Raw genomic sequence first — 23161 nt, forward strand, 5'->3', positions numbered from 1 at the left:
GTTTTACCTAATCACCTTTTATTCGGACAAGATGACCCATAATTCTCTCCATAACCGAGTGGAGCTGGCCCTATTGATTTTAATAAGCGGAGATTTTCCGGTTAAACTGCGAATAGAGCTCTTTTCGGGCTAAATAAGGGGAGATTTTCCGGTTATGTATAGCAAAATCCCCCTTTTTCACGTTTTTCAAGTCAATAAGCGGAATATCTCCGTCTATTTTAGCCTTTTTTGATTTTATCTTTTAATTAAGCGGAATTTTTCCGTCTATTTATCAAATCAATGTCTGAATGTAGACTTGTTTCAGAACAGTTCAATGTCCGAATGACGGGTTGCTTAGTAAAAATTTTGAACAAACCTTAAACGTTTAGCGGACGAGTAATATCAGGGCGAAAACAGTTTCCAATGCCCTTCGGAGACAACTTCGACCGCTCCGTCGATCACTTTGATGGCGGTTTGATCATCAATCGCATACGCCGGCCCATGCATCCCAGCGGCCCATCTTTCTGCGGCAGCCATGGTGTTATATGGAAGCATCTCGTGGTCCAAGTGCGGAAACATTGCAAAATCAACCAGTCCAAGTGTTTCATCACCACCGTTGGGAGGTGTCCAGCCAACGAAGAATTCCCCGATGTTAGGTGCCATCACCATGCTCCCGGCGCTCAGTCCCACATAGACTGCGTCTAGCGACGGTAAGAGGTCTGCCAGCCCGGACTGACGCATCCAGTAAGATAGATACAAGGGGTCACCACCGTTCACTAATAGAACGTCAGCCTCCTTTACCACAGGGACCCAAAGCTCTTCATTAATGCTAGGAAGCGCTGTGAGCTCCAGCACCCCCATGGACTTCCAACCCAACTCACACATCGGTGTGGTCGCTTGTCCAGTAAGGAACTCCCATGATTTAGTAGCACCACCTGGTATAGCGTATATCGCAGTGGGGATGCAAAGGGCGTTAGCCTCGGCAATCGGTTTGCCGAGCATATCAACGAGCGTATCGTATATGCTCTTGTTTTTAATGCCTGCAGATGTGAGCAGAAATTTCATAATTCAACTCCTTGTCGTTGTTCAGGTTAGAGTTTATTTTCTACTGATTACTAATTTATATAATATTCCGAAGAGTAAATATTTTCAACCGCTATATACACTCGAAGCACACATCATAGCCTTTTTTCTTACATAATTTAAATATTAAAGAGCCTCCCATTTCTGAAGGTTTTATACTTACGGAACATCTCAACCATTAGGGACAAGAAAATTTTTTTGATATATCGAATTCTGCAAAATGATCAATTCCTTTGTTATAGTTGGGTACCTTTCTATTTCTGGAATTGCTTTTTGAGATGAAGAACGTTCTAGACTAGCTGAATTTGCCATCATTTCACAGGCATATAGCAATTGTGAAAGTACTTTATCGGACAGAAGCGGACGACTCTTCACTTTTGAACATTCCTCCAAGAGATAAGCCAAATGCTCCATTGAAAATACAATGGACCAAAAATAATTCAAGGTTTCACGTTGTACTGGAATTTCACCCAAAGCTGTATTATACAAAGTTTTTAAATTGGTCAAATTAATTAGCATCTTTCTCAATTCCTTACTTTTTCTCGCATTAAAGCCTTTTCCCTGTTCAGAGAAAAGTACCAATAATAATTGTGCCTGACTCCGGATAGTTTTTTCAATAAGATGTGGAATACGGCTGGATGCAGACTTTCTTCCAATCAACCAAACACCGATTAAACCAATCATACTCCCGATTACTACATCAATAATTCTCGCTGAAGCAAAATAAGAAAAACTAAAGCTTCCTGCCGATGTACTTTCAGCCATTAAGAGAGCATTCGGAGTAAAAAACAGTGCTGCTAGACCATAGTTTTTTACAATAAAAAGTTCTGTAATAAATGTCAATATAAGAATAAAAAGTGCAATTATATACCCGGATGGCTCAAGTGCAAGAATCAAACTAGCAATGATAATTCCGGTGACCGTACCAATCCCTCGTTGAATAGCACGATGATGAGTTGCCACAATGGTAGCTCCTGACATAACAGCTACACAGGATAAAGGAACCCAATAAGAACGTGCCAATTCTAGTTCAAATGCAATTATTGCAGCAATGATTGTAATAAAACCAAAACGAGTAGCAGTGATAAAAACAATGGAGTTTTTATCAAAAGTCCCACCAAATATTGTCTTTTTTGATAATTTGGTTGGATGAATGGTTTGATTAATTTTTGCAGTCGGTTCATTCATGACCGCATCTGCATCATAAATTTTTGCAAATATCCGACTTACCTTTTTATTCATTTCACTAGGCTGAAGAATTTTTTCATATACACCCTTATTTTTCTTATTAAACGAATCAGCAAGTCCCCTTACCGACTGCCCTAACTCCCCTGGTAATTTTTCCTGAGAATCTATAAAATACTCGTTTATATACATAAATATATTATTTGCATGTTGATTTAATAAAAACAGCCGTTTAAATACATCCGTTTCCCGCCATGGTATATACCCTGCTGCAAGAGTTTCATCTGTCTCCCTTAATACTGACATCATATTATGCCTTGATTCATTAAAGTTGTTCGTACCGACAGACTCAATAAATTTCGCCAACTCTATATAAACTCTTTTTACGACGCGTTCTTCTGGTCCATGAGGGTCAAATAACCAACCAATCATGGCAATTCCCCATGATAGACCCCCACCAAGAAAGACGAGTACAGCCCGTAAAGGAGCAAGTCCCAGGTCCACTGGCATTCCTGAAACCATCGCAAAAACTAAAACAAAAAAGATTGCAGACGGCCCTGCAATTCGTAAGGATCCAAAGATAAAAATGACTGCCGCTCCAATCACCCCCATTAAAATAGCTACAGCTAGAGGGTAAGGAGCTGCAAGCGTTCCTAAAACAGTGACCAAAGACATTCCAATCACAACCCAAAATAACTTTTTAGCCCGCTGTGCATAAGGAATATCAAACACATACAAAAAAGTAAAGCCACCCAATCCGGCCATTAATCCATATTCCAAATGACCGAAAAGCAATCCGATCATAACGGGTAGACTTGCAGCTAATCCAGCAGAAAAGGCTTTAACCCATGGAAATGGCCTCCTGTTAACCTTTAAAGCTTGTTTCAAAATAGATATGGTTTCAGCGTTTTTATTTTTTTGACTTTCTCCCAAAATGAAATCACTTCTTTCTAAAAAAGCCATTTTTATCTACATAACCTCTATTTTCCCACCTCCCTGTATCAAAATATACGTTTTATCTCCTAGTCTTCACCATGGAAACACATAAGGTGTTTGGTGAGTTTTTCTCGTTAATTAAGCTTTGTCCTGTTAAAAAGTGGATTTTATCACCTTCCATTAACTAGAAATCAATATTATAATTATTTAGATAATTAAAATAATTTAAAGGAAGGTGAGTCATCCATGACACAAGATATAAGTCAAAATTATTATAAAGAATTAATTGATTTACAAGATGTAGAAGGGGTCGAAGCTCAAATTCGAAGTTTACTTGATGTCCCGATTGAATCCATTTCTGACCTAGAGTTGTGGTTAAAAGAGGAAAAGGATTTAATGATTAAAATCAATGAGGCGATGACGGGTCACCATCTCGATTTCTACCGAAACACAGAGGATGCTCTCGCCAAGTCAACTTATCTTCACGATCAGCAAGCCATCCAACCACTTTTAATGAAATATGAAGCAAAATTGAACGAGAAATGCTGTGCTTCTCCTTATTTAAACCAATTAGATGAAAACCGTTACGGATTAATGCGACGCGTTCGCGATTCCAAAGTTAAAGTGTTTAGAGAAGAAAACATCCCATTAATGCTAAAAGAACAGGACCTCTGTACTAAGTATAGTGAAATTATGGGAGGATTAACCGTAGAATGGGAAGGAGAGGAAAAGCCTTATCCGTCCATCAAATCTATGCTCGATCATCTTGACAGAGCAGTAAGAGAAAAAGCCTTTCACGCCATGATGTTAGTACATCGAGGAATTAAGCCTGATATAGATGCCATTATGGACGAACTTGTTCAACTACGCCATCAAATTGCTCTAAATGCAGGCTTTGAAAATTATCGTGATTATATGTTTGTGGTCAAAAATCTTGAGTATAGTGTTCAAGATTGTTATGACTTTCATGAAAATGTAGAAAAGCATATTGTCCCAGCTTGGAATCGACTAGCAGATGTCTTTAAGTCCAAACTTGGTGTTGATAAATATCGGCCTTGGGATAACACCGCTAAATTGTTGAAAAATCCACCATACTCCGAAGTATCTACTCTTTTGGATGGTGTTTCCGAAATGTTAGGCAAGACCGACCCATATTTTGGGGAGCGTTTCGATTACATGAGGGAGCATGGGTTACTAGATCTTGGGGATCGGAAAGGAAAAGGCCCAGGTGCTTTCTGTACCTACTTACCTGTTTCAGGGGATAGCTTTGTTTTTGCTAATTTTAGTCCATCCTTTGATTCACTAAGCGCATTGATTCATGAAATGGGCCATGCGGTGAATGGATACCTCGGATTTTCAGAACACGGTCCTTTTGAAGAATACCAACTAAGAATGGAAATCGCTGAACTGTATTCTTTTGGGATGGAATTGCTCTTATTGGATAAGTTAGATCGTTTTTATCCAGAAAAAGAAGATTTTAAGAGCGCACAGCGTGAAGAGCTAAGATGGGCATTTTCAATGTTATTAAAACCATTGACCGGAGATATCTTCCAGCATTGGATGTATACCAATCCTACGCACACTGCCAAAGAACGTGATGAAAAGTTCTTTGATATCTCAAAACGTTATGGCTTAAACCCTGTGGATACTTCTGGGTTTGAGAAGGAAATTGGGATGAGCTGGGCAGACACCCTTCATTATTTCCATGTTCCTTTCTATTCTATTGAATATGGCATCGCTATGCTTGGGGCTCTTCAATTACTTGAAAACTATCAGAAAAATTCAGTGCAGGCTGTCGAATCCTATAAAAAGGGTGGAAGTGCGGACTACAATCAATCCATTGCAGCTATTTATGAAGAAACTGGGGTCAGTTTTGATTTTTCAGAGCCGTCTGTTAAGCGTATGGGTGATTTCCTAGAAAAGGTCATTCAAGACATTCATTAAGCCGTGGGCGGTTCTTTGTAGAAGACAATTAGAAGTTTTCCGCGCAAAAGGTACAACTAGTGGGATTTTCCAGTAGCGCCTTTTGCTTTATAGTCAAAGGATAATGTTTGATATAGCAAAGGGTTTGCCTTCTGTAGAAGATCCTTTTGTTGCTTATCAATTCTATTTCTAAACACGAAAGGAGTTCAGCTATGAACTCCTTTTGTAATTTTCGCTACTATTTTCCGTCTACCTTCGAGATAAACTCCACATAGCTTGAGTGGTGATCAACAGTCTTATTCCAAAACTAACTGCGAGACGCATTCAACATGCGTCGTATGCGGAAACATATCAACCGGCTGAACTTCTAATGTTTTATATCCGCCATCTTCTAAAATTCGTAAATCACGAGCCAAAGTAGCTGGATTACAGGATACATAGACAACCTTTTTCGGTTTCATTTCGATAATTGTTTTCAGTAATGCTTCGTCACAACCCTTACGTGGTGGGTCTACAACTAAAACATCCGCACTATTCCCCTCTTTATACCATTTAGGAATAACAACCTCTGCTTCACCAGCCGCAAATTCTGCATTTGTGATTCCATTTAGCTCTGCATTCCGTTTGGCATCTTCAATCGCTTCCGGCACAACTTCTACACCAAACACCTTCTTAGCCTTTTGAGCTAGAAATAAGGAAATGGTTCCGATCCCACAATACGCATCAATAACGGATTCTTCACCATTAAGTCCTGCGTATTCCAGTGCTTTATCATAAAGAACCTTCGTTTGTACAGGGTTTACCTGATAGAAGGATAATGCGGAGATGGCAAATTTAACATCCCCAATATAGTCATAGATGACTTCATTTCCCCAAAGTACACTTGTTTTTTCACCTAGAATCACATTCGTACGCTTTGAATTAATGTTATGTACAATCGATTTCACTTTCGGAAGCCTTGCTACGATTTCCTCAACCAGTTTGCTTTTATTCGGAATATCTACAGTTCTTGTAATAATAACGACCATTAACTCGCCTGTATGCTTACCATATCGAGCCATAATGTGACGAACTACGCCCTTATGAGTCTCTTCATCATAAGCAGGAATCCTGAGTTCATTGCAGATTTCCTTAACCGCTTGAACGGCTTCATTGATCTCTGGCAGTTGTATCAAACTTTCATTTGTATCAACGATTTCATGACTTCTTGGCTTGAAAAATCCAGCAATCAAACGTCCATCTTTTTCACCCACTGGGACCTGTGCCTTATTGCGATAATGCCAAGGGTTCTTCATTCCTAGAATGGAATGAACCTTGATATCCTCTAGCTTACCAATTCGAGTTAAAACTTGTCTTACTTGATTTTCCTTAAATTTCAGCTGTCCTTCGTAGCTTATATGTTCAAGCTGACACCCTCCATATTTGTTAGCATCAGTGCTTGGAATATCCACTCGATATGGGCTTTTTTCATAAAGCTCTACTAAACGTCCAATTCCGTACCCTTTATTTACTTTTATTACTTTTACCTTCGCCTTTTCCCCAGGAAGTCCGTTTGGAATAAAAAGTGGATATCCATCCACTTTAGCCACTCCAGCTCCATCATGGGTTAAATCTTCAAAAACCACATCTATATAATCATTCTTTTGAACAGGTAAAGTTGCGCTCATTATTTACTTCCTTTTCGATTATTTTCAATAACCAAAATTCTACCACAACATAAGCTAAATTCGAAATTTTACACTTTAATGTTTTAAAGCGCTGAGGGACTGTCCCCACCTGCTTTAACGCATTAAAAAGCCCGTTCTCTGCTGGAACGAGCTAATCATTTATTTATTAATTTGACTTTTCCAATCAATCAGGGCGATCTTCTGGTCGAATTTTGTCTTTTGGCACATATACTTCTAGATGACGATATAAATTTTCAAATTCTGCTGGTAATAAACCACCAAATTCTCCATCCAAGTTTAGTTGAACTTTTTCTTTCGAGGTTACTTTTATCCGGTTGGCTTGGGTGTAGACCACCTGTTCATCATAAATATGATCGCCTCTAATGGCTAATGTGGCGATTCGGATAAAATCTGCTAGATTTGTTTTTTTCAAAATGAGTAGTGAGAACATTCCATCGTTAATCGAAGAGTTTGGTGCTAACTTCTCAAAGCCGCCAACTGAGTTCGTTAACCCAACTAAGAAAAGCATCGCTTCTCCTTCAAAAAGCTTCCCATCATATTCAATCTTAAAATCAGTTGATCGAATCGAGGGTAGCATTTCCACGCCCTTTAAATAGTAGGCTAGCTGGCCCAGCATTGTTTTCAACTTACTTGGAACCTCGTATGTAAGCTCAGTTAGGCGTCCACCACCCGCAATATTTATAAAATAACGGTCATTTATTCTACCGATATCAACTGGTATTGTTTCGCCTTTTACAATAATATCGGTTGCTGCTTCAATATCTCTTGGAATATGGACTGCACGTGCAAAGTCATTGGTTGTCCCAACCGGTATTATTCCAAGTTTCGGTCGAAATTCCTGTTCGGCTAACCCATTGACAACTTCATTAATTGTCCCATCTCCACCTGCTGCCACAACTAGATCATATCGTCGTTCTACCGCTATTCGTGCAGCCTTCGTTGCATCCCCAGCTCCTGTTGTCGCATGACATGATGCTTCATAGCCTGCCAATTCCAGCTTTTGTAGCACTTCTGCTAAATTCTTTTTGAAAATCTCACGACCGGATGTTGGATTATATATGATCCTCGCTCGTTTCATACCTATCAACTTCCTATATTCATATTAGTTGTTTTTATCTATCACATTTCTACCATATCGTACCATTTTCTATTTTACCTTATTACGGCTTTTCCAACAATTTTTAACTCATAAAAACTAGTATATCCTTATCCCCTTTAAAACATATTACTTTTCCTTATTTTAAATTAGTACTGTTGGTTTATATAAAAAACCTTGCCACTTCTAGCAAGGTATCTATACATTAATTCGCATTCAATCTAATACTATAGACATTCTGTATTTTGATATTATAAGTACCCTTTCCCGATTGGTAGGTAGCTGATTTTACCCTATTATAACCATTGTTATATCCATTTTCGTTTGTGCCTTCTTGCTCACTAATTTTCCATTCCCCTTCTTGTCCAAGCACTTCTCGAACGCCCTTTGCTGATACAGACAAGTCATCATCCTTTTCGATGTGAAGAGACACTTCTGACGCACTATCAATACTCCAATCACTTAATAACGTTCGTGGCTTTAATTGAATGTTATTATCCCTACCGATTACCTCTAGCTTTCGGTCAGATGGTATTAACAGAGTTGCTGAAACGGATGAATAGGAATCAAATGGTCCTCTTTGTCTTGGCAATTCCTTTACTTCAATAAATAATGTATCTCCTATATGTTTTACACTTAAAATATCCTCAGCTTGCTCTACTATTTTTTCATTTTCAAGTAAAGTAGCACGATATGTACCTATCATCGATAACTCGTTACTTGGTGTTCCTTCAATGGTAATTGGCTGATGCTCTGTTTTAAGAACAATTCTCTTGACCGAACCATCTAGCATTTGAGAAAACGCTGGTAAATCTAATGTTTGTTCTTTTTGGTCCAGAACCTCTGACACCTTCTCCATGATTCCAGTTGTACTTAAAATCGCAAACCCAATGCCAACCATTCCTAATATACCAACAAAGAATATACTTAAGAAATCATATTTTAGAAAAGGCTTTTCCTGTTTAGATAATAATAAGAAAACAAGAATTTCAATTCCTAACACAACTAAAATGATTGGCCACCAAGAAATCATTACCTGGTAGAGCTTAAGTTCTAGTACTTGTGAAAATAAAAGGACTAGTCCTAAAAAAAGAAGGGAAAACCCCATTGAAAAGGTTCCCACTCGCCAAATTCGCATAATTGTTCCACCTCTCTATTCCCTTTCATGAACTGATCCATTGGTAAAAGGGATTTATCTACAACTAAACTCTTTTCTTGCTTCCCATCAATAGCTTTATCCCTCCACCAATGAGCAATACGCATACGATTGTTGTTTGGAAGTAGCGGTTAAACCAGTAATAAAGATCGATATTGATGATATCCATTAGAATGGGCGATAAAGCTGGAATGAAGATATTACCAACAAGATAGTAAAGCCCTAACAGTAATAGCCCTATACCGACCCATTTCTGATGGTTAATAAAATTAGATATCACTGGTGTGTCCTCTAATTCTTCTTTTCCATAACGAGAAGCCTTTTGTAAACCATCGAAAAAGCTATAAAACCAAATAATTGGTATTAAGAATAAGAAAATGCCTAATCTTAAAATATCTAAAATGTAGATTGAAAATAAAAAGGCTGCCATTAATTGAATACCGCGACGTTGTAATCCTAAATATAGGTGACCTACACCTGGGAATATCGATAAAAAGGTAGCGATGGATTTGCTCTTTTTTCCATCCTCACGTCGTGTTTCAAAGTCTTCAAAAATGGACCTATCTATTAAAGTTTCACCACGAGACTTTTTATTAAATTGCTGAACAGCATCAAAAAATCCATATACCCATATAGCTGGAATTGCTGCTAGAAATACAAGGAATTCCTCTCTGCCAGTTAAGGTCGTTACAAAAATGATCATAATGCCAAGACCTAAAAATGATGCAAGTAAGGTTAACCCACGGTTCATCATACCCAGTTGAAAATGACCTAGGCCAGGTATAAATGAAAGAAGTATGGTGTAGAAGCGTTCAGCTTCCTGCGATTTTTCTCCTTTTTCATTCTCTACAAAAATAGCCTTTTGCTTCGTGTTTTGAATGACCATATCGATAAAGCTGATAATATAGAAGAAAACACCAATGACTGAAAAAGCAAGAAATGCGCCATCCTGACTTGTTATTGCTAAAAGAAAGGAAAGAATTATCGGTACACTAGTTGCGAACAAATAAAATAATCCACGAATCACTTTCCCTGAATAAATAAAGCCTAAACCTGGGAAAAGGGAAAGTGTCAATGCAACAGTTGAGTTTTTCATTATTTTTGGACCTCCTTATTTTTATGTTCAAACGAATCCATCCAATTAAACGTTTTATTAATCAGCCCTTCTGAGAATGAGGGTACCTGTTGAAAAGTCTGCGGACTTTGAACGGTATCTGCAACCTTCGTTAACGATTGGAAAACGCCAGTAGACATCATCATAATGGTCATGGCAGCAGCTAATATATAATGGAATGTAGACGATTGATAAAAGGATTTCTTCCCTTCCCCAAGACTAGCGTTTTTCTTATTTAAATCAGCTATATTAGCCATTAAAGAGGCTGTAAATTGAGTTTCATTTTGGATTTTGGGTAGTCCTGAATCCTCATTGTCAAGGACTTGTAAGTAGATGTCCAAACATTGGTCACAGGAATATAAATGGGTTTCAACATCCTCTCGAACACTTCCGTCCATTTCGTTTTTCACATATTGACACCAATCTTCATACGAGTAATGCTTTGTCATGAAAAATCGTCCTCCTTCCAATGCTTTTTCATCCAATGCCTAGCGCGATACAGCTTCATTTCAATCGTTTTTACTTGGACATTTTGTTCTATGGCCATTTGTTGGTAGCTCTTTTCCGCAATATAATAGCCATAAATGACATCGCGATAATTTTCTGGTAACTCGTCTAACTTATCGTGAACCTTCTGCTTTTTTTCACGAATAATTACTTCATGTTCCACATGATCTGGAGGGGTGAAAAGTTCCTTTTGCTCTATATTTTCAACAACCTCTTCACTCCTACGAGTTAATTTTCGTTTTACATCTATGGAGTGGTTCACAGCAATCCTTGTAATCCACGTTTTAAAGCCTTGGTTTTCATAGTTAGGGAGAGAAGTATAGATTTTTATGAACACTTCTTGTGTTGCATCTTCAGCTTCCTTCTGATCACGTAATATAGCAAAAATGGTCCGGAACACATCGTTGCGATATCTTTCAACCAAGAGCCGAAATGCATGTTCATTCTGGCGAAGAACCTTTTGAATTAATAGCTCATCACTCATTCTCTCCCCTCCTTCCTTAGCACCTTCATAGTAATAGACGAACTAAACAAACAGTTCCCCTACACCTTTTTAAAAAAAATTTTCAAATCTACTTTTAATCATAACATTTCCAAATAGAAAGGACGGAACTTGAAAGAGGAAAGGCCCTTTAACACACTAAAGCCATGGGGGACAGTCCCCCATGGCTTTAGTGTGTTAAAGGGTGTTTTATTTTGTTAGAATGCAGATGGTGAATATGTGAGGTACGTTGTGTGTGGCATTTTCTCCATATTGTCCTTTTAAGAATTCCAACAGTTCAAATTTAGAGGTTTGACGTTCTTCATCGTTTAGTTCTGTCATCCATGATAAGGAGCCAACACGGTCAACCCATTCTTCATTCGTAAAAGTCACTGAGTAATCAAATTTATAAAATTCACGGACATCTAACTCATGTTGACGCCATTCTTCAAACCATTCAACGGGGAAACCATTTATTCTTTGCTTGGAATAAGCCTTAGAGCCTGCTGGCTTAATTCCACCACGAATATATTTTTTTAAGACAGAAAACGTTTGCCCAACTACGGTGGATTCTCCTACAAATCCGGAGTCCATTACTAATAGTGTTCCTTTATTTTTAAGTATTCTTTTTACCTCTTTAATAGCATCCTCACGATTAAACCAATGCCAAGCCCGCAAAACCGTCACGATGTTATAGCAGTTAGATTCGAGATCAGTATTTTCTGCGCTTCCTAATTGATACTCGATTGGTAGATACTCTTTTTCACTTACTAATCTCGCTTTCTCTATCAGTTCGGGTGAAGGATCAACACCAACCACTATACCATTCCGAATTTTAACTTTTCTAGTTAATGCACCTGTACCACACCCAATATCTGCGATTCTTTTTCCCTCAAAGCTGATATTTCGAAGTAGTAAACTTTCAAATAGCTGATGGGGTATATCATTTCGGGAACGAGTGTAGCTTTCGGCAACTACTCCAAAATTGGCTCCGTTCATAAAGACACCGTCCTTCATTGTTTAAAAATTTAAAATATATTCTATCTTACCATTTTACCTTCTGGAAATTCTATACTTTTTTCAGCTTAAAGGACATTATTCTATCAGGATGCTTACTCCTATAACTATATCAAAAAAGTTAATTACTATATTTGGAAAGTAATAAATATGCATTTTTTTGTTGTAACGTTGATACTTTAGGTGTTAGAATATTTTTATTATAGAAAATATTATAATAAATGTTTTCTACTATAACAAAGGGGGAAACTAAATGACGAATGAAATCTATCAAATGATTTCGATTGGGATCTACATGGCTGCCATGTTATGGATTGGCTGGTATTCTTATCGAAAAACTAGTAATCTCACAGATTACATGCTTGGGGGACGTTCATTAGGTCCTGCCGTAACTGCATTAAGTGCTGGTGCTGCAGATATGAGCGGATGGCTTTTAATGGGATTACCTGGCGGAATTTATGTAAGTGGTTTAGCGGACGCCTGGATCGCAGTTGGATTAACAATAGGTGCATATCTTAACTGGAAGATGCTAGCTCCACGCTTACGTTCTTACACACAAGTTGCAAATGATTCTATAACGATTCCTGCTTTCTTAGAAAACCGGTTTAAAGATAACACAAAATTACTTCGTATCGTTTCTGGTATTGTCATCCTTATATTCTTTACTTTCTACGTCTCTTCCGGAATGGTTTCTGGAGCAGTCTTCTTTGAAAATTCATTTGATACACAATATCTAACAGGTTTACTAATCGTTGCTGGTGTTACAGTTGCGTATACTTTGTTTGGTGGATTCCTTGCAGTGAGCTACACAGATTTCATTCAGGGATTAATGATGGTTCTCGCTCTCTTAATGGTTCCAATCATTGGTATTTTTGAAACTGGTGGTCCTACTAAAACGTTTGAAACGATTCGCATGATTGATCCAACCTTACTTGATTTCTTCAAAGGTACTACCTTTATTGGGATCATTTCCGCGATGGCTTGGGGATTAGGTTATTTCGGTCAACCACATATCGTTGTTCGTTTTATGGCTATCTCGTCTGTTAAAGAAATGAAAAGCGCACGCCGCATCGGTATGGGCTGGATGATTTTCTCATTAATAGGTACCATCTTTACAGCCTTTGTCGGTCTTGCATACTTTGAGCAGAATCCTCATCTTACTTTGAAAAATCCTGAGGCTGTATTTATTGAACTAGGACAAATCTTCTTCCATCCTTTAGTAGGTGGATTCGTCCTAGCAGCTGTACTTGCTGCTATTATGAGTACAGTAGCCTCTCAATTAATCGTTACTTCTAGTGCTTTAATCGAAGACTTATATAAGGTACTTGTCAAAAGAGAAGCTAAGGACAAGGAACTTGTTTTCCTTGGAAGAATGTCCGTACTTGCTGTATCAGTCATTGCAGCTTTACTTGCATTACAAGAGAATAATACCATCTTAGATCTAGTTGCTTACGCTTGGGCAGGATTTGGAGCTTCATTTGGTCCTGTTATCATTTTAAGTTTATTCTGGAGAAAAATGACAAACTGGGGTGCCCTATTCGGTATGATTACTGGGGCAGTTACGGTGATCATTTGGTCTAACGTTGGCCTCGGCGATACACTTTATGAAATCGTACCAGGGTTTATTATCAACCTTATCGTGTCATTCGTAGTTAGTTTGATGACATATAAAAAGAACGACGTTATTGAAAAAGAATTTGATGAATCTTTAAAACTACTTAAGAAAGAGTAGAGTAGAAAATGGATGGTGCCTGGTGTGCAGGCTACCATCCTTTTTTATTATCTCTTTTGAATTTCCGTCATCAATAGCTGATTGACCATTTGCGGGTTGGCTTGTCCTTTTGTCGCTTTCATGATTTGCCCAACTAGGAAGCCAACTGCTTTGCTTTTTCCAGCCTTAAAATCTTCGATTGATTGAGGATTTGCATCTAAAATTTCAGCAATTACTTTTAAAAGTGTTCCCTCATCCGAAATCTGAACTAGACCTTTGTCTTTGACGATTTGCTCAGCATTGCCTCCACTTTCAATTAGTTCCTTGAAGACAACCTTTGCAATCTTGGAGGATATCGTTCCATTTTCAATTAAGCTAATCATACCTGCCAAATTTCCTGGAGTTAATGCAATATCGTTTAATTCCTTTTGTTCGGCATTTAAATAGGCTGAAACATCACCCATTATCCAGTTGGATGCTTGTTTTGGATCTGCTCCTGCAGCAACCGTAGCCTCAAAGAAGTCGGCCATTTCCCTCGTTACTGTTAACACCTTGGCATCATACTCTGGTAGACCCCAAACTTCCATATACCGATTTTTCCTTGCATCAGGTAACTCTGGAATTTCGGCTCTAATTCGTGCCTTCCATTCCTCATCAATATAAAGATCTGTTAAATCAGGCTCTGGAAAATAACGATAATCATCCGAACCCTCTTTTACACGCATTAACACGGTTGATCCTGTTGCTTCGTCATAACGTCTTGTTTCTTGTTGAATTTCACCGCCCGCAAGGACAATCTCACGTTGGCGTTTTTCTTCATGCTCCAAGCCTCTACGAACAAAGTTAAATGAGTTTAAGTTTTTCAATTCAGTTTTTGTACCAAATTCCACTTGGCCAACTGGTCGAATTGAAATATTCGCATCACAACGAAGGGAGCCTTCTTCCATCTTACAATCCGAAACTCCTGTATATTGAATGATGGATTTGAGTTTTTCTAAATAGGCATAGGCCTCATTTGGAGTACGTATGTCAGGCTCCGAGACGATTTCAACTAATGGAGTCCCTTGTCGGTTAATATCCACTAACGAATAGCCTTTTTCATGGTTTAACTTCCCCGCATCCTCTTCCATATGAATCCTTGTGATTCCAATTTTTTTCTTATAGCCATCGACTTCTATCTCAATCCAACCATGCTCGCCAATTGGCTTATCAAATTGTGAGATCTGGTAGGCTTTTGGGTTATCTGGGTAAAAATAATTTTTCCGATCAAATTTCGTATCTGTAGCGACCTCACAGTTTAATGCCATAGCAGCTTTCATCGCGTAATCTACTACTTTTTTATTTAGAACGGGAAGCACACCTGGATATCCAAGATCAATGACTGTGGTATTCGTATTTGGTTCCGCTCCAAAATGATTCGGACTGGCCGAAAAGATTTTTGACTCTGTTTTCAACTCCACATGGACTTCCAATCCAATGACTGTTTCAAAGTTCATAATCTCACCCCTTACAATGCTGGTTTTTGCTTATGGTAGTCTGTATTTTGTTCAAAGGCATGGGCAACACGGTAAATCGTATTTTCATCAAAGTGCTTGCCAACGATTTGTAGGCCAAGCGGTAAACCGTTTGAAAAACCGCATGGGACTGATAGGGCTGGTACTCCCGCTAAGTTAACTGGGATCGTCAAAATATCATTAGCGTACATTGTTAACGGGTCGCTTGTTTTTTCGCCAATTTTAAAAGCAGGTGTTGGTGCTGTTGGCCCAACAATCACATCGTAATTTTCAAAAACATCCTCGAAGTCCTTTTTAATTAATGTTCGGACCTTTTGAGCTTTTTTATAGTAAGCATCGTAATAGCCGGAACTTAACGCGAAGGTTCCTAGCATAATTCTTCTTTTTACTTCATCCCCAAATCCTTCTGCACGAGTCTTTTTGTAGAGGTCAATTAAGTTTTGTGCATTTGGAGTTCTGTATCCATAACGAACCCCGTCAAATCTCGAAAGGTTGGCTGATGCTTCCGAAGAGGAAAGTAGATAATAGGTGGCCAAAGCATATTTTGAATGAGGTAGACTAACCTCTTCCCACACTGCGCCTAGACTTTCTAATTTCTTTAAAGCGTCAAGGACAGATTGTTTAACTTCCTCCTGCACCCCTTCGCCTAAGTATTCTTTAGGAACGCCTATTTTTAATCCTTTTATATCACCTGTTAAAGATTGAATGAAACTAGGAACTTCAACATATGCAGAAGTTGAGTCCATCGGATCTACTCCAGCGATTGCTTCAAGAAGGTAAGCATTATCTTCAACAGAACGTGTAATCGGTCCAATTTGGTCAAGGGAAGAAGCAAAGGCGATAAGACCAAATCGTGAAATTCGACCATACGTTGGTTTCATCCCGACAACTCCACAATAGGCTGCTGGTTGACGAACCGATCCACCTGTATCTGAGCCTAATGAGAACAAGACTTCGCCTGCTGCAACCGCTGCTGCGGAACCACCAGATGAACCTCCAGGAACTGTTTCTAAGTTCCAAGGGTTTCGTGTTTTTTGAAATCCTGAGTTTTCAGTAGATGAACCCATTGCAAATTCGTCCATATTAAGTTTGCCGATTGTTATCGTTTCGGCAGTGGTCAAACGGTCTACAACAGTAGCATTATAAATTGGGTCAAAGTTTTCAAGAATTTTACTGCCACTCGTTGTCCTTAGACCTTTTGTGACAATATTATCTTTTAAGCCGATTGGCATGCCGAAAAGAAGTCCTTTTGATTCATCTGAACCTAACTTAACCTCTAACGTTCTTGCTGTCTCTCTTGCCTCTTCTTCATTCAAGGTAAGGAAAGCTTGTACTTTTCCATCAACTTCGGCAATTCTTTTAAAAGACTCTTCTACTAGGTCGGTGACACTTACTTCTCTTTTATGTAAAAGTTGATGGAGTTCTGTCATTTTTTTATCAAATAAACTCACAAATAGTCCCTCCTCACTCTAAAATGGATGGCACTTTAAATTGGCCGTCCTGATGGTCTGGTGCATTTTTCAATACTTCTTCACGTGGATGCCCTGCTGTAGCTTTGTCTTCACGCAAGACGTTTTTAATATTAAGCACATGGGAAGTCGGCTCAACACCTTCAGTATCCAATTCGTTAAGCTGTTCGGCAAACGTAATAATAGAATCTAATTGCTGTGTGAATATTTCTGCCTCTTCCTCCGTAATCGCAAGTCTTGCAAGATGCGCAACATGCTTTACTTGATCCTTTGAAATCCTCGACATTTTTGTCACCTCACGAACAATTTTATTATCAAATAATAACAAACCTTTTCCGGTTAAAGCAATGATTGGCAATCATTTTCTTTCTATTATTTATAAGTCACAGTATTTGACCCCCGCTTTAGCGCTTTAAAGTTCTTGGGGACTGTCCCCAAGAACTTTAAAGCGCTAAAGCGGGGGGGATTTTATTTTACAAATTTTTCAATTTTCCATTATAATACTCTTAATCTAGTAAGGGGTGGTCAATAATGGAAATTATATTACGTGATGTTACAGAGGATAATTTCTTCAATGTTATTAATTTAAAGTCGGAGCTTGAGCAGGAAAAGAAATTTCAATTATTTGAAACAATGGTTGGTTCGAATGCCTTTTTCATTGCGTACGCATCTGTTAAAGGTTGGAAAAATAGAGCAATATATGAAGGTGAAACATTAATTGGCTTTGCAACGCACGGTCTCGATGAACATAATGATCGATACGAAATGGTTTCGATGATGCTTGGTCATCAGTTCCAAGGAAAAGGGTACGGAAAACCAGCTTTAAAAGCAGTCATCGATGACCTGGTTAAGGAATACAATTGCAAAGAGATTTATTTAACGGTTATTCCATTCAACGAAAATGCTATCCGTGTCTATACTGCACTAGGCTTTGAACCAACAGGTGAAATCGAAAAAGCATTCCATGATGAGCATGTGTATCGTTTGATAGTGTCCCAATAACTACAGACAGGATCCTGAGTGTATTTCCATAGCACATCCATTAAGGTACTTTTTTCATTTTTGACAAATATCGGTTTTGGATTATTCATTGCTTTCATCACCATGAACAGGAATACCTTATGTCTTCATTCTAAACCAATTACCAGTTGGTTATCATTGATAAGCGTATTCCTCTGTTCGCAGTGTGTTAGGTTCTTCCTAGAATAGCTTTTTCAATTTATCAAAAAAACCACTACCCTCTTTATCTGCCTCTTTTTCCTCGTACTTCAAAACCTGTTTAATAAATATTTCATCCTTATCAATCGCATGATCGTACGCCACCACTAATCCAATGTCCGTTTCAACTTCTTGATTATTGACAATCGTAAATTGCATGCCTACCTTACTTGCCATTTTTAAGTACTTTGAAAGAGTCGGATACTCCATTTGACCATTTAAATAAAGTTGAGCTTTTGAGTTTTCTTTCATTACTTTTTCCAACTCAGTATTAACGCTATTATCCCTTACTTGAGCTTGTGTTAAGGCGACTACGATTCGTTCGCGTAACGTTCCTAAAAATCTTTTTCTCTCTTCGGGTTTAATCTCTTTTGGCCCATATATCCCCTGCTGTAAGATTTCATCTACTTTATTTCGTTCCAACTTAAAGCACCTCCAACTTTTACTACTCATACTTATGATTTTCCCCAATAAATCGTGAAAAAGTGGCAAAATTTTATTTATAATAAAAAAACGCTATATTACAAGCGTTTTCCCACTTTCTTATAACATCACATAATAATCCTGTGAATGATAGGCTCTGAATCCACAAGCTTCATAAAGTTTTAAGGCATTAGCATTTTTCGCTTCAACTTCTAGAAAAATAGGGAAGCCATTTTGATGTTGTTCTAACACAACATTCGTAAGGGTTTTTCTACCAATACCCCTCCCTTGATATTCAGGAAATATGGCAAATCCGTATATCCAAGCTTCTCCATCTGTATGAGAGATTCGCATCTTCCCAACGGATTTCCCATCCCAGACGATGATGGAATATTGATCAACTAGTCGAACCTGTTCATTATGTTCCCTAGCATCTTCCTCTTCATAACCAAAGCACTGTACATCTAATTGGATTTCGATTTCAAGGTCTTCTTCTGTAGAAGGCCTGAGGCTGACATCTTCTTGTTTCGATAATTCCTGTTCATTCCACTTCATTTGATGCTCAGAAAAGGAATAGGAACAAGTAATTGTTTTTAAAAATTCCTTAGCACTTTCCGATTTTGAAGGGGCATTTAGTAAGATTTGCTTATACTTTCGTTCCAACATCGCCTTTTCTGCTGTTTTAAACAGTTGAGTAAAAATACCCCTTCTGCGATACTCTGGATGGACCATTCCACATAACTCCACTTTATTTCCAAATCCATAAAGACCTACAAATCCAACAAGCTTCTCGTTTTCATAATGGAAGAAATCATAGATTTCATTCTCTGGACGCGTTTGCAGCATCTCCCAATTTAATTTTAATTCGAAAGGTTCTCCCATCTCGCAAGCTTTCTGAAGTTCCCTGATGTCTACTAATTGTTTACTAGTTAGCATGCCTTTTCCCCCAAAAATAGTTTCTCCCTTAAATTTATTCTTTTTCTGTTTCTAAATTCCTTTTATTCATAATAAAAATCCATATCTCCATATGATAATACTAGTTAAAAACAGTCACGCTCCTATTATAACAAGATAATAGCCAAATCCCTGTATTTCAGAATTTGGCTGTTTATTTACTTATTAAAATTGAGCTTCTTCCGTAGACCCCTTCAAAGCCGTAGTTGATGATGTCCCACCTGTAATAACCATTGAAACTTGGTCAAAATATCCTGTTCCTACTTCTCTTTGATGTCTCGTTGCTGTGTAGCCATTTTCTTCGCTCGCAAATTCCGCTTCCTGTAATTCGGAATAGGCTGCCATTCCACGGTCTTTATAGCCGCGTGCAAGCTCAAACATGCTATGATTTAAGGCATGGAATCCCGCTAATGTAACAAACTGGAATTTATAGCCCATCTTTCCTAACTCTTCTTGGAAGTTTGCGATCGTGATATCATCCAACTTTTTCTTCCAGTTAAAAGAAGGTGAACAGTTGTATGCTAACAGCTTTCCTGGAAATTTGTCATGAATAGCTTCTGCAAAACGTCTAGCTTCCTCTAAATCAGGTTCTGAAGTTTCACACCAGACTAAATCAGCGTAAGGCGCATAGGCAAGCCCACGAGCAATTGCCTGATCTAGCCCTGCTTTTACTCGAAAAAATCCTTCTGGTGTCCGCTCCCCGGTAATGAATGGTGCATCATAGGAGTCCACATCACTAGTAATCAAATCAGCCGCATTTGCATCTGTACGTGCTACCACCAATGTAGGTACACCCATAACATCAGCCGCCAGACGTGCAGCAACTAAATTACGGACCGCTGTTTGTGTTGGTAATAAAACTTTTCCACCTAAGTGGCCACATTTTTTTTCTGAAGAAAGTTGATCTTCAAAGTGGACAGCAGCTGCTCCCGCTTCAATCATCGACTTCATCAATTCAAATACATTTAATTGACCACCAAATCCCGCTTCTGCATCAGCAACAATTGGCGCAAACCAATCAATCGAATTGTCCCCTTCTGAATGATGAATTTGATCGGCTCGCTGCAGTGCTTGATTGATTTTCTTCACCACATTTGGAACACTATTTGCAGGATACAAGCTTTGGTCAGGATACATATGACCAGAAAGGTTCGCATCGGCTGCTACTTGCCAGCCACTTAAATAGATAGCCTTTAACCCTGCCTTTACCTGTTGAACTGCCTGATTTCCAGTTAATGCCCCTAGCGCATTCACATAGTTTTCTTCATTTACTAGCTTCCAAAGCTTTTCAGCCCCACGACGTGCCAATGTATATTCAATATCCACTGAACCACGTAGCTTAATCACATCTTCCGCACTATACGTTCTAGCTACCCCATTCCAACGAGAGTCTAATTCCCAGTTATCTTGAAGCTTTTTCACACGATCTGTCATTTTTAAATTCCTCCTTTTAAAATAACAATCTATTAACCAAACCATCTTATAAGATGTCGTAACCAGGTAACGTTAAAAAGTCGACAAACTCATCCTCTAAAATCAATCGGTCAAATAGTTTTACTGCTTCATCAAATCGTCCTTTTTGGAAGGCAACTTCACCAATCTCTAGTTTTATTTTTTCAAGTTCTTCTGACTTAAATTGTTGATACAGCTGTTCAGTCATGCTTCGACCATCCTCTAAAACACCCTTTGGATGACGAATCCATTGCCAAAGCTGGGCTCGAGAGATTTCTGCAGTGGCTGCATCCTCCATTAGATTATTAATTGGGGCTGCCCCACGACCACTTAACCAGGAAGCAACATATTGGATCCCAACATTAATATTCAGTCGTACTCCTGTTTCAGTAATTGTGCCACTTGGAACCTCTAATAGCTGTTCCACTGTCACCTCTAAATCTTCTAATCTTTTAGAATGAATTTGATTAGCTTCCTTCATTTCACGGTTAAATGCCTCAAGTGCCACTGGTACAAGTCCAGGATGTGCGACCCATGTACCATCGTGACCATCACGTGCTTCTCTCTCTTTATCAACCCTAACTTTATCAAAAGCTTCTTCGTTGGCTTTCGGATTGTTACGGACAGGAATCTGTGCAGCCATTCCTCCGATTGCAGGTGCGTTGCGGCGGTGACACGTTTGAATCGTCAACAGTGAATAAGCTCTCATAAAAGGAGAAGTCATCGTTACTTGTGAACGGTCTGGTAAGATCACATTAGCTTGTTGTCTGAGCTTTTTTAAGTAGCTAAAAATATAATCCCAACGCCCACAATTTAAACCAGCAGAATGCTCTTTTAATTCATATAATATTTCATTCATTTCAAAAGCCGCCATAATGGTTTCAAGCAAAACTGTCGCTTTAATCGTCCCTTGTGGTACCCCTATTGTTTCTTGTGCAAAAACAAACACATCATTCCAAAGCCTTGCTTCTAGATAACTTTCAAGCTTTGGTAAATAAAAATAAGGTCCGCTTCCATTTGCGATAAGCGTTTTGGCATTATGAAAAAAGTACATACCAAAATCCAGGAAACTACCAGAAATCGGTCTTCCTTCTAATAACAGATGCTTTTCATCTAGGTGTAATCCACGTGGTCTAACCATTAAAACAGCGATTTCTTCCTTTAATTCATATCGTTTGCCATTAGGATTTTCAAAAGAAATTGTTCGATTGACTGCATCCCTTAAGTTAATTTGACCTTCAACAACGTTTTCCCATGTCGGAGAGGTCGCATCCTCACAATCAGCCATGAACACCTTCGCACCTGAATTAAGGGCATTAATGACCATCTTCCGGTCGGTTGGTCCAGTGATTTCCACACGGCGATCTACTAAATCCTTAGGCAGTGGCGCAATTGTCCAATCCCCATTTCGTACCCCTTCCGTTTCAGTTAAAAATTGGGGCAACACTCCATCGTTTAATTCCTTCTGTCTCTGTGATCTGTTCTGTAACAGCTCAAGTCTTCTGTTTCCAAATTGCCTCTCTATTTTTTCAACAAATTGAAGAGCTTCCCCCGTGAGAATTTCAGCATAAGACGGCTTCATCTTCCCAATTACTTCAATACCTGTAGTCTGAGTGGACATCCAAACAGTCACTCCTTCTCATTACGATGTTATAAAACAGTGTAAATATATTTAATGTATTATATAACAGTCTAGTTAAAACGATACCAAAAAAAGAAAAAACATTAGCCCTTTCTTTCGACACTCTTCGACACTCACTTTATCGTATTAACGCAACCGGGGACTGTCCCCCGGTGCTTTAATGTACTGAAGGGACAGTCCCCTGCTAAAAATATTGTCCAGCTCCAGCGGCTAGCCCCTCGAGGTCATAAGCCACTCCCGATTAAAAGGCAAAAAACGCCTTTTTATCGGGAGCGTCTTATGCTTGTCGGGGCTGAACGAGCCGCTTCCGCTTTTCTATATTAGTACATCTCTGAAGTTGTTTTACCTTGCATGTGTTGTAGTAGGTAGTCTGGACCACCAGCTTTTGAATCTGTACCTGACATGTTGAAGCCACCAAATGGTTGGTAACCAACGATTGCGCCTGTACAACCACGGTTGAAATATAGGTTTCCAACATGGAAATCTTCACGCGCTTGTTGGATTTTCTCACGGTTACGTGTGATTACTGCACCCGTTAAGCCGTATTCTGTGTTGTTTGCAATTTCAATTGCATGATTAAAATCATTAGCCTTGCAGATACCAACAACTGGTC

General features: G+C 38.7%; 20 protein-coding genes. 3 read left to right on the forward strand and 17 right to left on the reverse strand.

The window, feature by feature from the left end:
* Window positions 1-381 precede the first annotated feature (381 nt).
* The gene (locus LRP83_RS21825; protein ID WP_230498946.1) at window positions 382-1044 is read right to left on the reverse strand and encodes a Type 1 glutamine amidotransferase-like domain-containing protein; all 663 of its coding nucleotides are present in this window, start codon (window positions 1042-1044) and stop codon (window positions 382-384) included.
* A gap of 189 nt (window positions 1045-1233) precedes the next feature.
* Window positions 1234-3180, reverse strand: a complete 1947-nt coding sequence (locus tag LRP83_RS21830; protein ID WP_230498947.1) for an FUSC family protein — start codon at window positions 3178-3180, stop codon at window positions 1234-1236.
* Between the two features lie 249 nt (window positions 3181-3429).
* Here LRP83_RS21830 and LRP83_RS21835 point away from each other — a divergent pair, with 249 nt between their 5' ends.
* Complete coding sequence (locus LRP83_RS21835) at window positions 3430-5127, forward strand: M3 family oligoendopeptidase (RefSeq protein WP_230498948.1); 1698 nt, start codon at window positions 3430-3432, stop codon at window positions 5125-5127.
* Between the two features lie 275 nt (window positions 5128-5402).
* Here the strand turns inward: LRP83_RS21835 and rlmD are convergent, their stop codons facing one another.
* From rlmD to LRP83_RS21870, 7 genes are all read right to left on the reverse strand, one after another.
* Window positions 5403-6773, reverse strand: coding sequence for a 23S rRNA (uracil(1939)-C(5))-methyltransferase RlmD (rlmD, locus tag LRP83_RS21840; protein WP_230498949.1), 1371 nt, complete (start codon window positions 6771-6773; stop codon window positions 5403-5405).
* Window positions 6774-6957: 184 nt separating this feature from the next.
* Window positions 6958-7872 carry a diacylglycerol kinase gene (locus LRP83_RS21845; protein WP_230498950.1) on the reverse strand — a complete coding sequence of 305 codons (915 nt, stop codon included), beginning with the start codon at window positions 7870-7872 and terminating at the stop codon, window positions 6958-6960.
* Between the two features lie 223 nt (window positions 7873-8095).
* On the reverse strand, window positions 8096-9028 hold the full coding sequence (locus tag LRP83_RS21850; RefSeq protein ID WP_230498951.1) for a hypothetical protein: 933 nt from the start codon (window positions 9026-9028) through the stop codon (window positions 8096-8098).
* 64 nt (window positions 9029-9092) lie between these two features.
* Window positions 9093-10145, reverse strand: a complete 1053-nt coding sequence (locus LRP83_RS21855) for a hypothetical protein (protein WP_230498963.1) — start codon at window positions 10143-10145, stop codon at window positions 9093-9095.
* Window positions 10142-10609: a hypothetical protein gene (locus tag LRP83_RS21860; protein WP_230498952.1), complete on the reverse strand. Its 468-nt coding sequence runs from the start codon at window positions 10607-10609 to the stop codon at window positions 10142-10144. Before LRP83_RS21860 ends, LRP83_RS21855 begins: the two co-directional genes overlap by 4 nt.
* A complete protein-coding gene (locus LRP83_RS21865; RefSeq protein ID WP_230498953.1) occupies window positions 10606-11151 on the reverse strand; it encodes a sigma-70 family RNA polymerase sigma factor in 546 nt (181 codons plus the stop codon). The genes LRP83_RS21860 and LRP83_RS21865 overlap by 4 nt, the downstream gene beginning before the upstream one ends.
* Window positions 11152-11358: 207 nt before the next feature.
* On the reverse strand, window positions 11359-12147 hold the full coding sequence (locus tag LRP83_RS21870; protein WP_230498954.1) for a class I SAM-dependent methyltransferase: 789 nt from the start codon (window positions 12145-12147) through the stop codon (window positions 11359-11361).
* 271 nt (window positions 12148-12418) lie between these two features.
* On the opposite strand from LRP83_RS21870, the gene putP reads away from it, so the two are divergent.
* On the forward strand, window positions 12419-13897 hold the full coding sequence (gene putP, locus LRP83_RS21875; RefSeq protein WP_230498955.1) for a sodium/proline symporter PutP: 1479 nt from the start codon (window positions 12419-12421) through the stop codon (window positions 13895-13897).
* Between the two features lie 47 nt (window positions 13898-13944).
* Here the strand turns inward: putP and gatB are convergent, their stop codons facing one another.
* The 3 genes from gatB to gatC are packed head-to-tail and all read right to left on the reverse strand — an operon-like array spanning window position 13945 to window position 17145.
* Window positions 13945-15372 carry an Asp-tRNA(Asn)/Glu-tRNA(Gln) amidotransferase subunit GatB gene (gatB, locus tag LRP83_RS21880; RefSeq protein WP_230498956.1) on the reverse strand — a complete coding sequence of 476 codons (1428 nt, stop codon included), beginning with the start codon at window positions 15370-15372 and terminating at the stop codon, window positions 13945-13947.
* A gap of 11 nt (window positions 15373-15383) precedes the next feature.
* Window positions 15384-16841 carry an Asp-tRNA(Asn)/Glu-tRNA(Gln) amidotransferase subunit GatA gene (gene gatA / locus LRP83_RS21885; protein WP_230498957.1) on the reverse strand — a complete coding sequence of 486 codons (1458 nt, stop codon included), beginning with the start codon at window positions 16839-16841 and terminating at the stop codon, window positions 15384-15386.
* Window positions 16842-16854: 13 nt separating this feature from the next.
* Complete coding sequence (gene gatC / locus LRP83_RS21890; protein WP_230498964.1) at window positions 16855-17145, reverse strand: Asp-tRNA(Asn)/Glu-tRNA(Gln) amidotransferase subunit GatC; 291 nt, start codon at window positions 17143-17145, stop codon at window positions 16855-16857.
* Between the two features lie 245 nt (window positions 17146-17390).
* Here gatC and LRP83_RS21895 point away from each other — a divergent pair, with 245 nt between their 5' ends.
* Window positions 17391-17861 (forward strand): GNAT family N-acetyltransferase, encoded by a 471-nt coding sequence (locus LRP83_RS21895; protein WP_230498958.1) that lies wholly within the window; start codon window positions 17391-17393, stop codon window positions 17859-17861.
* Window positions 17862-18059: 198 nt separating this feature from the next.
* Here LRP83_RS21895 and LRP83_RS21900 read toward each other — a convergent pair whose 3' ends face one another.
* The 5 genes from LRP83_RS21900 to LRP83_RS21920 form a co-directional block, all read right to left on the reverse strand.
* The gene (locus LRP83_RS21900; RefSeq protein WP_230498959.1) at window positions 18060-18500 is read right to left on the reverse strand and encodes a YueI family protein; all 441 of its coding nucleotides are present in this window, start codon (window positions 18498-18500) and stop codon (window positions 18060-18062) included.
* A 120-nt stretch (window positions 18501-18620) separates the two neighbouring features.
* Complete coding sequence (locus tag LRP83_RS21905) at window positions 18621-19436, reverse strand: GNAT family N-acetyltransferase (RefSeq protein WP_230498960.1); 816 nt, start codon at window positions 19434-19436, stop codon at window positions 18621-18623.
* 183 nt (window positions 19437-19619) lie between these two features.
* Complete coding sequence (aceA, locus tag LRP83_RS21910; RefSeq protein ID WP_230498961.1) at window positions 19620-20888, reverse strand: isocitrate lyase; 1269 nt, start codon at window positions 20886-20888, stop codon at window positions 19620-19622.
* A gap of 46 nt (window positions 20889-20934) precedes the next feature.
* Entirely contained in the window at window positions 20935-22527 is a 1593-nt protein-coding gene (gene aceB / locus LRP83_RS21915; RefSeq protein ID WP_230498962.1) for a malate synthase A, read from the reverse strand.
* A gap of 341 nt (window positions 22528-22868) precedes the next feature.
* A partial coding sequence (locus tag LRP83_RS21920; RefSeq protein WP_230497862.1) for an aldehyde dehydrogenase family protein occupies window positions 22869-23161 on the reverse strand: 293 nt, incomplete at its 5' end.

Source organism: Pseudoneobacillus rhizosphaerae (genome assembly GCF_917563885.1).
GTDB classification, from domain to species: domain Bacteria; phylum Bacillota; class Bacilli; order Bacillales; family Cytobacillaceae; genus Pseudoneobacillus; species Pseudoneobacillus rhizosphaerae.